Genomic DNA, 13,076 nt, shown 5'->3' on the forward strand with positions numbered 1-13,076 from the left:
ATAGACAAGTGGAACTGCTTCGCGGGGCCTTGAGGACGTACGCCTGGGGATCGCGCACCGCCCTGGCGGAATTCACCGGGCGGACCGTTCCGGCGGCGCATCCGGAGGCCGAGCTGTGGTTCGGGGCCCATCCCGGCGACCCGGCCTGGCTGGAGACCGACAAGGGCGAGGTGTCGTTGCTCGAGGCCGTCGTCGCCGACCCCGAGGGACAGCTCGGCCCGGGGTCGCGCGCCCGGTTCGGCGATGTGTTGCCGTTCTTGGTGAAGGTGCTCGCCGCCGACGAGCCGCTGTCGCTGCAGGCCCACCCGAGCGCCGAGCAGGCGGTCGAGGGGTACCTGCGCGAGGAGCGCCTGGGCATCCCGGTCAACTCGCCGGTCCGCAACTACCGCGACACCTCCCACAAACCGGAGTTGTTGGTGGCGCTGCAGTCGTTCGAGGCGTTGGCGGGGTTTCGCCAGGCGTCGCGGACCGTCGAGCTGCTGCGCGCGCTGAACGTCTCCGACCTCGACCCCTACATCGACCTGCTGAACGACCAGTCCGACGCCGACGGCCTGCGCGCGCTGTTCACCACCTGGATCACCGCTCCGCAGCCCGACATCGACGTGCTGGTGCCCGCCGTGCTGGACGGCGCGATCCAGTACGTCAGTTCCGGGGCAACGCAATTCGCGGCCGAGGCCAAGACGGTGCTGGAGCTGGGCGAACGCTATCCCGGTGACGCCGGCGTGCTGGCGGCGCTGTTGCTCAACCGCATCACCCTGGCCCCCGGAGAGGCCATCTTCGTGTCGGCCGGCAACCTGCACACCTATCTGCGCGGCTTCGCCGTCGAGGTGATGGCCAACTCCGACAACGTGTTACGCGGCGGGCTCACCCCCAAGCACGTCGACGTGCCCGAGCTGTTGCGGGTGCTGGACTTCACGCCCACCACCGAGGCGCAGCTGCGCCCGCCCATCCGCCGCGAGGGGTTCGGCGAGATTTACCAGACGCCGACCGACGAGTTCGCCGTCGCGCTGCTGGCCCTCGACGGCGAGTACCTCGGCCACGAGGTCGACGCGGGCTGTGCCCACGAGGGTCCGCAGATCCTGTTGAGCACCGATGGCTGCACGACGGTGCACGCCAAGTCCGGATCGCTCACGCTGGAGCGCGGAATGGCGGCCTGGGTGGCGGCCGACGACGGACCGATCCGCCTCGTCGCGCGGGAGCCCTCCAAACTGTTCAGGGCGACCGTAGGGCTGTGAGCGGGCGCTGCCGGGCTTCCCGGCGCTCGCGCAGCCACAGTCGCATGTTGTGCGCCATGGCGCGGCCCACGATCCGCGGCGGCGGGACCATGTACAGGCTGTCCAGCAGCGAGAACCGGCGCAAAAACCATTCGGCCAGAACGGGATCCGTCTCGGCCGCCCCGAGGAACTGGTCGAACAGCGCGCCGGACGGCCGCCACCACCACGGCACCCGCCCCTTGGGCCGGGCGTGGTGGAAGGTGATGTCGCCGATCGCGTTCATCATCCATACCGGGTAGGTCGTCCGGGCGGTGGCCCGATTCAGTTCGCGGGCAAGGTCATTCGATTGCAGCGCCCGGCGCAGATGACCGGCCTGCAGCACCGTCATCGTCATGCCCTGCCCGAAGGTCGGGTTGAAGCTCGCGACGGCGTCACCGAGCGGGACGATGCCGTCCGGGAAGCGGTCCAGCCTGTGGTAGCGGCGCCACCGGCTCGCCGGAAACGCGTGATACGCCGGCTCGCCGACGGGTTCGGCCTGCGCCAGAGCGGAATTGAAGTGTGCGGGCAGCAGCTTGCCGGCCAGCGCCAGCATCTCCGGGAACGTCGCGGGCGGCTTGGCGCCCGCCACCCCGAACGTGGTCAGCACCCAGACCCGGTCCTCGTAGTGCAGCATGCCCAGCCCCAGCGACTCGTCGTGGGACGCCCCGGCCACCACCACCTTCTCGGCGATCAGGCCCTCCGGCATGCGGAACTGCTGGGTCGCGTAGTTGATGCCGATGTCGATGGTGGCCTCGACCGGGCGCTGGAATCCCCACTGCTCCAACCACACCGGCAGGCGGGTGCCCCGGCCGGCGGCGTCGACGACGAGATCGGCCGGCACGAACTCCGGCTCCGCATCCCCCTGCGGGTCGAGCAGCACGCCGGTCACGCGCTGGTGCGCGCGGTCGAACCGGGGCTCGGCGACCGAGCGGCGGATGATCTCGACGTTCTCGATGTCCGCCACGCGCCGGCGCACCTGCCACTCCAGGTGCGGGCGGCTGGGCACGTAGGCGGTGAACTCGTCGCGCAGCGTGTGCCCCGTCCCCAGGACGTGGCCCGCGGCGCCCAGGTGAATGCAATCCGGCCGGTTCTCCAGGATGGGCACGCCCGCGTCGACCATGTCGTCGAGCAGGCCGGGGAACAGGTCCTCGAACTCCGCCGCGCCCCGCGCCATCAGCATGTGCAGGTGCCGGTCCTGGGGGACCGTCGCGCGGTTCGCCGGCGCACTCGGCAACTCGTCGCGCTCGTACACGCTGACCCGCGCGTAGAAGTCCGACAGCACCCGCGCGGCGCACAGCCCGGCGATGCTTCCCCCGATGACCACGGCATGGTCTCGCATGTTTCCCCCGCTCTCCGCTATGCGGAGCAGACTACCCAGTACTGTGCGGTCCAAGGGCCCCAGCAAGCCCAGAAGGCGGACGAATGGCAAATCGATGGCGCACGAAATCGGTCGAGCAATCGATCGCCGACACCGACGAGCCGGACACCCGGCTGCGCAAGGAGTTGACCTGGTGGGACCTGGTCGTGTTCGGCGTCGCGGTGGTGATCGGCGCCGGCATCTTCACGGTCACCGCGTCGACCACCGGCGACATCACCGGACCGGCCATCTGGATCTCGTTCGTGATCGCCGCGGTCACCTGCGCGCTGGCGGCCCTGTGCTACGCCGAATTCGCCTCGACCCTGCCGGTGGCGGGCAGCGCCTACACCTTCTCCTATGCCACCTTCGGTGAGTTCCTGGCCTGGATCATCGGCTGGAACCTGGTGCTGGAGTTGGCGATCGGGGCCGCCGTGGTGTCCAAGGGCTGGTCGAGCTACCTGGGGAACGTATTCGGATTCGCCGGCGGCACAGTTCAACTCGGATCGGTCAACCTCGACTGGGGCGCGCTGCTGATCGTCGCGGTGGTCGCCACCCTGGTCGGCCTGGGCACCAAACTGTCGTCCCGATTCTCCGCCGTGATCACCGGCATCAAGGTGTCGGTGGTGATTTTCGTCGTGCTGGTCGGGGTCTTCTACATCAAGGGTTCCAACTACTCGCCGTTCATCCCGAAGCCGGAAGCCGGGCACGAGTCGTCGGGCATCAACCAGTCCGTGCTGTCGCTGCTGACCGGGGCGCACAGCAGCCACTACGGCCTCTACGGCGTGCTGGCGGGGGCCTCGATCGTGTTCTTCGCGTTCATCGGGTTCGACATCGTGGCCACCATGGCCGAGGAAACCAAGAAGCCCCAGCGCGACGTGCCCAGGGGCATCCTGGCCTCGCTGGCGATCGTGACCGTCCTGTATGTCGCGGTGTCGGTGGTGCTGTCCGGCATGGTCTCCTACACCCAGCTCAAGACCGCGCCCGGCCACAAGCCGGCCAACCTTGCGACGGCCTTCGCGGCCAACGGGATCGACTGGGCCAGCAAGGTCATCGCCGTCGGGGCGCTGGCCGGGTTGACCACGGTGGTGATGGTGCTGGTGCTCGGGCAGTGCCGGGTGCTGTTCGCGATGGCGCGCGACGGGCTGCTGCCGCGGTCGCTGGCCAAGACCGGCGCGCGCGGGACCCCGGTCCGGATCACCGTGCTGGTCGCCGTCGTGATCGCGGCGACGGCCTCGGTGTTCCCGATCGCCAAGCTCGAGGAGATGGTCAACGTCGGCACGCTGTTCGCGTTCGTCCTGGTGTCGGCGGGCGTCATGGTCCTGCGGCGCACCCGTCCGGACCTGGAGCGGGGCTTCCGGGCGCCGTGGGTGCCGCTGCTGCCCATCGCGTCGATCGTCGCCTGCGCGTGGCTGATGCTGAACCTCAGCGCCCTGACCTGGGTGCGGTTCGGCGTCTGGCTGGTCGTGGGCACCGCGATCTACGCCGGCTACGGGTACCGGCACTCCGTTCAGGGGCGGCGGCAATCCGGGGAGCTCGCCTCGGTGGCCCCGGCGGAGGCGGGCCCGGCCGGCTGATCCCACCGGTTTACAAAACAGCGTCTTGTGTCTAGACACAAGACGCAAACTGTCGTATTGTCCAAATCGAGATGCGACCCGGTTCGCCGAGCCTGTAATTCCGCAGGTCTTTACCCGCACTTTGTCTGCAGATTTACAGGCCCGGCGAAGGTCCGTGACGTCAAGGAGGTTTGGCATATGACCGCATTGCGGCCCGAGGAAGCGCCGGTCTGGCGGGACAAGAAGCGCCACCTGTGGCTGATGGGGCTGATCGCCCCGACGGCGCTGTTCGTGATGCTGCCGATTATCTGGGCGCTCAACCGGCTCGGCTGGCACGCCGCCGCGCAGGTGCCGCTGTGGATCGGGCCGATCCTGCTCTACGTGCTGCTGCCGATCCTCGACCTGCGGTTCGGGCCCGACGGGCAGAACCCGCCCGACGAGGTGATGGAACGGCTGGAGAACGACAAGTACTACCGCTACTGCACCTACGTCTACATCCCGTTCCAGTACCTCAGCGTGGTCCTGGGCGCCTACCTGTTCACCGCGTCGAACCTGGGCTGGCTCGGCTTTGACGGGGGATTGGGCTGGGCCGGCAAGCTGGGCGTGGCGCTGTCGGTCGGGGTCCTCGGCGGGGTGGGGATCAACACGGCCCACGAGATGGGGCACAAGAAGGACTCCCTGGAGCGCTGGCTGTCCAAGGTCACCCTGGCGCAGTCCTGCTACGGCCACTTCTACATCGAGCACAACCGCGGCCACCACGTGCGCGTCTCGACCCCGGAGGACCCGGCGTCGGCGCGCTTCGGCGAGACCTTCTGGGAGTTCTTGCCGCGCAGCGTTTTCGGCAGCCTGCGCTCGGCGCTGGGGCTGGAGGCGCAGCGGCTGCGCCGGCTCGGCAAGAGCCCGTGGGACCCCCGGACCTACCTGTCCAACGACGTGCTCAACGCATGGCTGATGTCGGTGGTGCTGTGGGGCGCGCTGATCGCGATCTTCGGCCCGGGCCTGATCCCGTTCGTGGTCGTCCAGGCGGTCTTCGGGTTCAGCCTGCTCGAGGCGGTCAACTACCTCGAGCACTACGGGCTGCTGCGGCAGAAGGGCCCCAACGGTCGCTACGAGCGGTGCGCCCCGGTGCACAGCTGGAACTCCGATCACGTGGTGACCAACCTGTTCCTGTATCACCTGCAGCGGCACAGCGATCACCACGCCAACCCGACCCGCCGCTACCAGACGCTGCGCAGCCTGGAGGGCTCGCCCAACCTGCCGAGCGGGTACGCGTCGATGATCTCGCTGACCTACTTCCCGCCGCTGTGGCGCCGGGTGATGGACCACCGCGTGCTGGCGCACTACGACGGTGACATCACCCGGGTCAACGTCCAGCCGCGGCTGCGCGAAAAGCTGCTCTCCTCCTACGAGGTGGCGGCATGATCGCCTACCGCTGCCCGGGTTGCGGCTACCGTTATGACGAGGCCAAAGGCGCTCCGCGGGAAGGCTTTCCCGCAGGCACGCCCTTCAGCGACATCCCCGACGACTGGTGCTGCCCCGATTGCGCGGTGCGCGAGAAGGCGGACTTCGAGAGCACGTCCGGCGACGATGCAGTGGGGGCACCTCCCGCTTGCGGGGGACGAAGCGATGAGGAGGAGACGGACAATTGGAAAGGAGCTACGGCATGAGCGACTACAAGCTGTTCCGCTGCATCCAGTGCGGCTTCGAGTACGACGAGGCGCTGGGCTGGCCGGAGGACGGCATCGCGCCCGGCACCCGCTGGGACGACATCCCCGAAGACTGGAGCTGCCCGGATTGCGGCGCCGCGAAGTCCGACTTCGAAATGGTGGAAGTGGCGAGACCGTGAACGCCTCGACTACTACTGTCGCGCCTGTGAAGCGGATGCCCTATGCCGAGGCGTCACGCGTCCTGTTGCGCGACTCGGTGCTCGACGCGATGCGCGACCTGCTGCTGGCCCGGGACTGGTCGGCGATCACGCTGTCCGACGTGGCCCGCGCCGCGGGCATCAGCCGGCAGACCATTTACAACGAGTTCGGCTCGCGCCAGGGGCTGGCGCAGGGGTACGCCCTGCGCCTGGCGGATCGGCTGGTCGACGCGGTCGGGTCCGCGATCGACGCCAACGTCGGCCACATCCACGAGGCGTTCCTGCAGGGTTTTCGCTCCTTCTTCGCGGAGTCGGCCGCCGACCCGCTGGTGATCTCGTTGCTGACCGGCGTCGCCAAGCCCGACCTGCTGCAGATCATCACCACCGACAGCGGGCCCATCATCAACCGGGCTTCGGCGCGGCTGACCACGGCGCTGACCCAGAGCTGGGTGGCGACCAGCGACGAGGACGCCGGGGTGCTGGCCCGCGCCATCGTGCGGCTGGCGCTGAGCTATGTGTCCATGCCGCCGGAGGCCGATCACGACGTGGCGGCGGACCTGGCCCGCCTGATGACGCCGTTCGCCGAGCGCCATGGGGTCGCGGCTACAGTGGCGGAAGAACATACCTAAGCTAAGTACCGCTTGGCTCGAGCGAGCCCCCCAAACGTCGAAGAAGGAAGACCACGCTATGACGACGACCGAAAGCTCCCTGACCGCCGACGTCCGCAACGGCATCGATTTCAAGGTCGCCGACCTGTCGTTGGCCGACTACGGCCGCCGTGACATCGAGCTCTCCGAGCAGGAGATGCCGGGCCTGATGTCGCTGCGTCGGGAGTACGCCGACGTGCAACCGCTCAAGGGGGCGCGGATCTCGGGCTCGCTGCACATGACCGTGCAGACAGCCGTGCTCATCGAGACCCTCGTCTCGCTCGGCGCGCAGGTGCGGTGGGCGTCGTGCAACATCTTCTCCACCCAGGACCACGCCGCCGCCGCGGTGGTCGTCGGCCCGTACGGCACCCCGGAGGAGCCCAAGGGCGTCCCGGTGTTCGCCTGGAAGGGTGAGACGCTGGAGGAGTACTGGTGGGCGGCCGAGCAGATGCTGACCTGGCCCGACGAGCCCGCCAACATGATCCTCGACGACGGCGGCGACGCCACCATGCTGGTGCTGCGCGGCGCGCAGTACGAGAAGGCCGGCGTGGTGCCGCCCGCCGAGGACGACGACCCCACCGAGTGGAAGGTCTTCCTGGAGCTGCTGCGCAACCGCTTCGAGACCGACAAGGACAAGTGGACGAAGATCTCCGAGTCGGTCAAGGGAGTCACCGAGGAGACCACTACCGGCGTGCTGCGGCTGTACCAGTTCGCCGCGGCCGGTGACCTGGCGTTCCCGGCGATCAACGTCAACGACTCGGTCACCAAGTCCAAGTTCGACAACAAGTACGGCTGCCGGCACTCCCTGATCGACGGCATCAACCGCGGCACCGACGTGCTGATCGGCGGCAAGAAGGTGCTGATCTGCGGCTACGGCGACGTCGGCAAGGGCTGCGCGGAGTCGGTCAAGGGCCAGGGCGCACGCGTCGTCGTCACCGAGATCGACCCGATCAACGCGCTGCAGGCGCTGATGGAGGGCTACGACGTCAAGACGGTCGAGGACGCGATCGGCGAGGCCGACATCGTCATCACCGCCACCGGCAACAAGGACATCATCACGCTCGAGCACATGAAGGCGATGAAGGACCACGCCGTGCTGGGCAACATCGGGCACTTCGACAACGAGATCCAGGTCGCCCAGCTGGAGAAGTCCGGCGCCACCAAGGTGAACATCCGCCCGCAGGTCGACGTGTGGACGTTCCCGGACAGCGGCAAGTCGATCATCCTGCTCTCCGAGGGCCGGCTGCTGAACCTGGGCAACGCCACCGGGCACCCGTCGTTCGTGATGAGCAACAGCTTCTCGAACCAGGTGATCGCGCAGATCGAGCTGTGGACCAAGAACGACGAGTACGACAACGAGGTGTACCGGCTGCCCAAGCACCTCGACGAGAAGGTGGCGCGCATCCACGTCGAGGCGCTCGGCGGCCAGCTGACCAAGCTGACCAAGGAGCAGGCCGAGTACATCGGCGTCGACGTCGACGGCCCCTACAAGGCCGACCACTACCGCTACTGATCTCGGGCGAGCCCGATAGGCTCGCGCCGTGCTGATCGCGATCGAAGGGGTCGACGGTTCCGGCAAGCGGACGCTATCCGACGGCCTGCGTAAGGCCTTCGAAGCCGCCGGGAAGTCGGTTGCCACGCTGGCGTTCCCGCGTTACGGGCAGTCGGTGACCGCCGACATCGCGGCCGAAGCGTTGCACGGCGGGCACGGCGACCTGGCGTCGTCGGTGTACGCGATGGCCACGCTGTTCGCGCTCGACCGCGCCGGGGCGATCGGGCAGATCGCGGCGCTGGGCCGCGACCATGACGTGGTGATCCTGGATCGCTACGTCGCCTCCAACGCGGCCTACAGCGCGGCGCGCCTGCACCAGGACGCGGCCGGGGAGGCGGCGGCGTGGGTGCACCGGCTCGAATACGAGCGGTTGGGGCTGCCCGCGACCGACTGGCAGGTGCTGCTCGCGGTGCCCGCCGAACTCGCCGCGCGGCGGGCCCGGCACCGCGCCGAGCACGAGCCGGGCCGCGCGCGGGACAGTTATGAACGCGACGACGGGCTGCAGCAGCGCACCGGCGCGGTCTACGCCGAGCTCGCCGCGGCGGGCTGGGGCGGGCGGTGGCTGGTCGTCGACGCCGACGTCGATCCGGGGCGGTTGGCGGCCTCTTTGACCGCCGGCTAGCACAAAATTGTCACGATTTGGCCGTATCGAATAAGAAACGCCCGTGTGGTGCGCCGAATTTGTCCCGATCTGGTGACACCATGGACTCCATGAGGCAAAGGATTTTGGTCGTCGACGACGACGCTTCGCTGGCCGAGATGCTCACCATCGTGTTGCGTGGGGAGGGCTTCGACACCGCGGTCATCGGCGACGGCACTCAGGCGCTGACCGCGGTGCGCGAGTTGCGCCCGGATCTGGTGCTGCTGGACCTGATGCTGCCGGGCATGAACGGCATCGACGTGTGCCGGGTGTTGCGCGCCGACTCCGGCGTGCCCATCGTGATGCTGACCGCCAAGACCGACACCGTGGACGTGGTGCTCGGCCTGGAGTCGGGTGCCGACGACTACATCATGAAGCCGTTCAAGCCCAAGGAGCTGGTCGCCCGGGTGCGCGCGCGGCTGCGGCGCAACGACGACGAGCCCGCCGAGATGCTTTCCATCGCCGACGTCGACATCGACGTGCCGGCGCACAAGGTCACCCGCAACGGCGAGCAGATCTCCCTCACACCGCTGGAGTTCGACCTGTTGGTCGCGCTGGCACGCAAACCGCGCCAGGTGTTTACTCGTGATGTGCTGCTCGAACAGGTGTGGGGCTATCGGCACCCGGCGGACACCCGCCTGGTGAACGTGCACGTCCAGCGTCTGCGGGCCAAGGTCGAGAAAGACCCGGAGAACCCGACCGTGGTGTTGACCGTTCGAGGAGTGGGATACAAGGCCGGACCTCCGTGATCTTGGAGGGTCGTTGATCTGGGGGTCGCGGCAACGCACTAGAAGTCGCTGGGGGCGCTCCGGCCCTATGACGCGGGGCATGGGTGCGGTGAGTCGGGCCGTGGGCGCTGCCTGGCGCCGATCGCTGCAATTGCGGGTCGTCGCGCTGACCCTGGGCCTGTCGCTCGCCGTCATCCTTGCGCTCGGCTTCGTGTTGACCAGCCAGGTGACCAACCGGGTGCTGGACGTGAAGGTCCGGGCCGCCATGGAGCAGATCGAGCGGGCGCGCACCACCGTCGCCGGCATCGTCAACGGCGAGGAGACCCGCTCGCTGGACTCGAGCCTGCAGCTGGCCCGCAACACGCTGACGTCCAAGACCGACCCCGCCTCGGGCGCCGGACTGGCCGGCGCGTTCGACGCGGTGCTGATGGTGCCCGGCGACGGTCCGCGCGCCGCCACCACGGCCGGACCCGTCGACCAGGTGCCCAACGCATTGCGCGGCTTCGTCAAGGCCGGGCAGGCGGCGTATCAGTACGCCACCGTGCACACCGACGGGTTCTCCGGGCCGGCGCTGGTCATCGGCACACCGACGTCGTCGCAGGTGGCCAACCTCGAGCTGTACCTGATCTTTCCGCTGAAGAACGAGCAGGCAACCATCCAGCTGGTGCGCGGCACGATGATCACCGGCGGCGCGGTGCTGCTGGTGCTGCTCGCCGGGATCGCGCTGCTGGTGTCCCGCCAGGTGGTGGTGCCGGTCCGGTCGGCGTCGCGGATCGCCGAGCGGTTCGCCGAGGGACACCTGTCCGAACGGATGCCGGTGCGTGGCGAGGACGACATGGCGCGGCTGGCCGTGTCGTTCAACGACATGGCCGAGAGTCTGTCCCGCCAGATCACCCAGCTCGAGGAGTTCGGCAACCTGCAGCGCCGGTTCACCTCCGACGTCAGCCACGAACTTCGCACCCCGCTGACCACCGTGCGGATGGCCGCCGACCTGATCTACGACCACAGCGCCGACCTCGACCCCACCCTGGCCCGGTCCACCGAGCTGATGGTCAACGAGCTGGACCGGTTCGAGACGCTGCTCAACGACCTGCTTGAGATCTCCCGGCACGACGCCGGCGTGGCCGAGCTGTCCGTCGAGGCGGTGGACCTGCGCACCACCGTGCAAAGCGCGCTGGGCAACGTCGGACACCTGGCCGAGGACGCCGGCATCGAGCTCCTCGTCGACCTGCCCGACGAGGAGGTGATCGCCGAGGTCGACCCGCGCCGGGTGGAGCGGATCCTGCGCAACCTGATCGCCAACGCCATCGACCACGCCGAGCGCAAGCCGGTGCAGATCCGGATGGGCGTCGACGAGGACACCGTCGCCGTCACCGTCCGCGACTACGGGGTGGGTTTGCGGCCCGGCGAGGAGAAGCTGGTGTTCAGCCGGTTCTGGCGCTCGGACCCGTCGCGGGTGCGTCGGTCCGGCGGCACCGGGCTGGGCCTGGCGATCAGCGTCGAGGACGCGCGGCTGCACCAGGGCCGGCTGGAGGCGTGGGGCGAGCCCGGGCAGGGGGCGTGCTTCCGGCTGACGCTGCCCCTGATTCGCGGTCACAAGGTCACCACCAGCCCGCTGCCCCTGAAGCCGATCCCCGAGCCGCCCGCGCCGCCGCGCCCCGACCCGCAGCGCCCACGCGAGCACGCCGAGCGGAGCGTCTGATGCGACGGCTGCTCGCGCTCTTGTCGCTCGCGTTCGTCCTCGCCGGCTGTGCCGGGGTGCCCAGCTCGTCGGCCCCGCAGGCCATCGGCACGGTCGAGCGGCCGGCGCCGTCCAACCTGCCCAAGCCGACCCCGGGCATGGACCCCGACGTGTTGCTGCGCGAATTCCTCAAGGCCACAGCCGATCCCGCGAACCGGCACCTGGCGGCCCGGCAATTTCTCACCCAGTCGGCGTCCAACGCGTGGGACGACGCCGGTAGCGCCCTGCTGATCGACCACGTGGTGTTCGTGGAAACCCGTGGCGCCGAACGGGTTTCGGCGACCATGCGCGCCGACATCCTGGGCTCGCTGTCCGACGTGGGCGTGTTCGAAACCGCCGAGGGCGTGCTGCCCGACCCGGGGCCGATCGAGCTGGTCAAGACGTCGGGGGGCTGGCGCATCGACCGGCTGCCCAACGGTGTCTTCCTGGACTGGCAGCAGTTCCAGTCCACCTACAAACGCAACACGCTGTACTTCGCCGACCCGACCGGCAAGACCGTGGTACCCGATCCCCGCTACGTCGCGGTGTCCGACCACGACCAGTTGGCCACCGAGCTGGTGTCCAAGATGCTGGCCGGGCCGCGGCCCGAGATGGCCCACACCGTGCGCAACCTGCTGGCCCCGCCGCTGCGGCTGCGCGGCCCGGTGACCCGGGCCGACGGCGGCAAGAACGGCATCGGCAAGGGCTACGGCGGCGCCCGCATCGACCTGGAGAAGTTGTCCACCACCGACCCGCACAGCCGGCAATTGCTTGCGGCACAGATCATCTGGACGCTGGCCCGGGCCGATATCCGGGGCCCGTACGTAATCAACGCCGACGGCGCGCCGCTGGACGACCGGTTCGCCGACGGGTGGACCACCTCCGACGTCGCCGCCACCGACCCGGGCGTGGCCGACGGCGCGGGCGCCGGGTTGCACGCCCTGGTCAACGGGTCGCTGGTCGGGCTGGACGGGCAACACGCCAACACCGTGCCCGGGGCGTTCGGGCGGGTGGGGGACCAGACCGGCGCCGCGCTGTCGCGCAGCGGCCGGCAGGTGGCGTCGGTGGTGACACTGCGCCGCGGCGCCCCGGACCAGGCGGCATCGCTGTGGATCGGCGACCTCGGCGGCGAGGCGGTCCAGGCCGCCGACGGGCACAGCCTGACGCGGCCCAGCTGGTCGCTGGACGACGCCGTGTGGGTGGTGGTCGACAACAACAACGTGCTGCGGGCGATTCAGGAACCGGCGTCGGGGCAGCCCGCGCGCATCCCGGTGGATTCCGCGGTGGTGGCCTCCACCTTCCCCGGGCCGATCACCGACCTGCAGCTGTCCCGCGACAGCACGCGCGCCGCGATGGTGATCAACGGCCAGGTGATCCTCGCCGGTGTGGAGCAGACCCAGGCCGGGCAGTACGCGCTGACCTACCCGCGGCGCCTGGGTTTCGGCCTCGGCAACTCGGTGGTCTCGCTGTCCTGGCGGACCGGCGATGACATCGTGGTGACCCGCACCGACGCCAGCCACCCGGTGTCCTACGTCAACCTCGACGGGGTGAACTCCGATGCGCCGGCCCGCGGCCTGCAGATGCCGGTCACGACGGTCGCGGCCAACCCGTCGGCCGTCTACGTCGCGGCCCCCGAAGGGGTGCTGCAGTATTCGGCGTCGGCCCCCGAAAGCCAGCAGAGCTGGTCGGAGATATCCGGGCTGTCGGTGCCCGGCGCGCTGCCCGTGCTGCCGGGCTAGCGACGTCGGCCGTGGCTCATGCC

General features: G+C 69.3%; 11 protein-coding genes and 1 pseudogene. 11 read left to right on the forward strand and 1 reads right to left on the reverse strand.

Annotated features, from left to right (window positions below; translation table 11 throughout):
* Window positions 1-8 precede the first annotated feature (8 nt).
* Window positions 9-1,235 carry a mannose-6-phosphate isomerase, class I gene (manA, locus tag AC5Y4S_RS02145; protein WP_500029426.1) on the forward strand — a complete coding sequence of 409 codons (1,227 nt, stop codon included), beginning with the start codon at window positions 9-11 and terminating at the stop codon, window positions 1,233-1,235.
* On the opposite strand, the gene AC5Y4S_RS02150 is transcribed toward manA, so the two are convergent.
* On the reverse strand, window positions 1,213-2,577 hold the full coding sequence (locus AC5Y4S_RS02150; RefSeq protein ID WP_500032054.1) for an FAD-dependent oxidoreductase: 1,365 nt from the start codon (window positions 2,575-2,577) through the stop codon (window positions 1,213-1,215). The two genes, manA and AC5Y4S_RS02150, sit on opposite strands and share 23 nt — an antisense overlap.
* A gap of 98 nt (window positions 2,578-2,675) precedes the next feature.
* On the opposite strand from AC5Y4S_RS02150, the gene AC5Y4S_RS02155 reads away from it, so the two are divergent.
* From AC5Y4S_RS02155 to lpqB, 10 genes and pseudogenes are all read left to right on the forward strand, one after another.
* Window positions 2,676-4,184 carry an amino acid permease gene (locus tag AC5Y4S_RS02155; protein WP_500029427.1) on the forward strand — a complete coding sequence of 503 codons (1,509 nt, stop codon included), beginning with the start codon at window positions 2,676-2,678 and terminating at the stop codon, window positions 4,182-4,184.
* 177 nt (window positions 4,185-4,361) lie between these two features.
* Window positions 4,362-5,585, forward strand: coding sequence for an alkane 1-monooxygenase (locus tag AC5Y4S_RS02160; RefSeq protein ID WP_500029428.1), 1,224 nt, complete (start codon window positions 4,362-4,364; stop codon window positions 5,583-5,585).
* Window positions 5,582-5,752 (forward strand): annotated as a pseudogene (locus tag AC5Y4S_RS02165) (rubredoxin); the annotation flags it as partial. The gene AC5Y4S_RS02160 and the pseudogene AC5Y4S_RS02165, both read left to right, overlap by 4 nt.
* 74 nt (window positions 5,753-5,826) lie before the next feature.
* Window positions 5,827-6,009, forward strand: a complete 183-nt coding sequence (rubB, locus tag AC5Y4S_RS02170) for a rubredoxin RubB (RefSeq protein WP_066940784.1) — start codon at window positions 5,827-5,829, stop codon at window positions 6,007-6,009.
* Between the two features lie 35 nt (window positions 6,010-6,044).
* The gene (alkX, locus tag AC5Y4S_RS02175; RefSeq protein ID WP_500032056.1) at window positions 6,045-6,656 is read left to right on the forward strand and encodes a TetR family transcriptional regulator AlkX; all 612 of its coding nucleotides are present in this window, start codon (window positions 6,045-6,047) and stop codon (window positions 6,654-6,656) included.
* A 58-nt stretch (window positions 6,657-6,714) separates the two neighbouring features.
* Window positions 6,715-8,187, forward strand: coding sequence for an adenosylhomocysteinase (ahcY, locus tag AC5Y4S_RS02180; RefSeq protein ID WP_068181970.1), 1,473 nt, complete (start codon window positions 6,715-6,717; stop codon window positions 8,185-8,187).
* A gap of 28 nt (window positions 8,188-8,215) precedes the next feature.
* Window positions 8,216-8,848: a dTMP kinase gene (locus tag AC5Y4S_RS02185; RefSeq protein ID WP_500029429.1), complete on the forward strand. Its 633-nt coding sequence runs from the start codon at window positions 8,216-8,218 to the stop codon at window positions 8,846-8,848.
* Window positions 8,849-8,928: 80 nt separating this feature from the next.
* Window positions 8,929-9,615, forward strand: a complete 687-nt coding sequence (gene mtrA, locus AC5Y4S_RS02190) for a two-component system response regulator MtrA (protein ID WP_055576516.1) — start codon at window positions 8,929-8,931, stop codon at window positions 9,613-9,615.
* A gap of 13 nt (window positions 9,616-9,628) precedes the next feature.
* Complete coding sequence (gene mtrB / locus AC5Y4S_RS02195; protein ID WP_500029430.1) at window positions 9,629-11,296, forward strand: MtrAB system histidine kinase MtrB; 1,668 nt, start codon at window positions 9,629-9,631, stop codon at window positions 11,294-11,296.
* Window positions 11,296-13,053: an MtrAB system accessory lipoprotein LpqB gene (lpqB, locus tag AC5Y4S_RS02200; protein ID WP_500029431.1), complete on the forward strand. Its 1,758-nt coding sequence runs from the start codon at window positions 11,296-11,298 to the stop codon at window positions 13,051-13,053. The genes mtrB and lpqB overlap by 1 nt, the downstream gene beginning before the upstream one ends.
* The last annotated feature ends 23 nt before the right edge of the window (window positions 13,054-13,076 follow it).

It is taken from the genome of Mycobacterium sp. NGS64 (genome assembly GCF_059812245.1).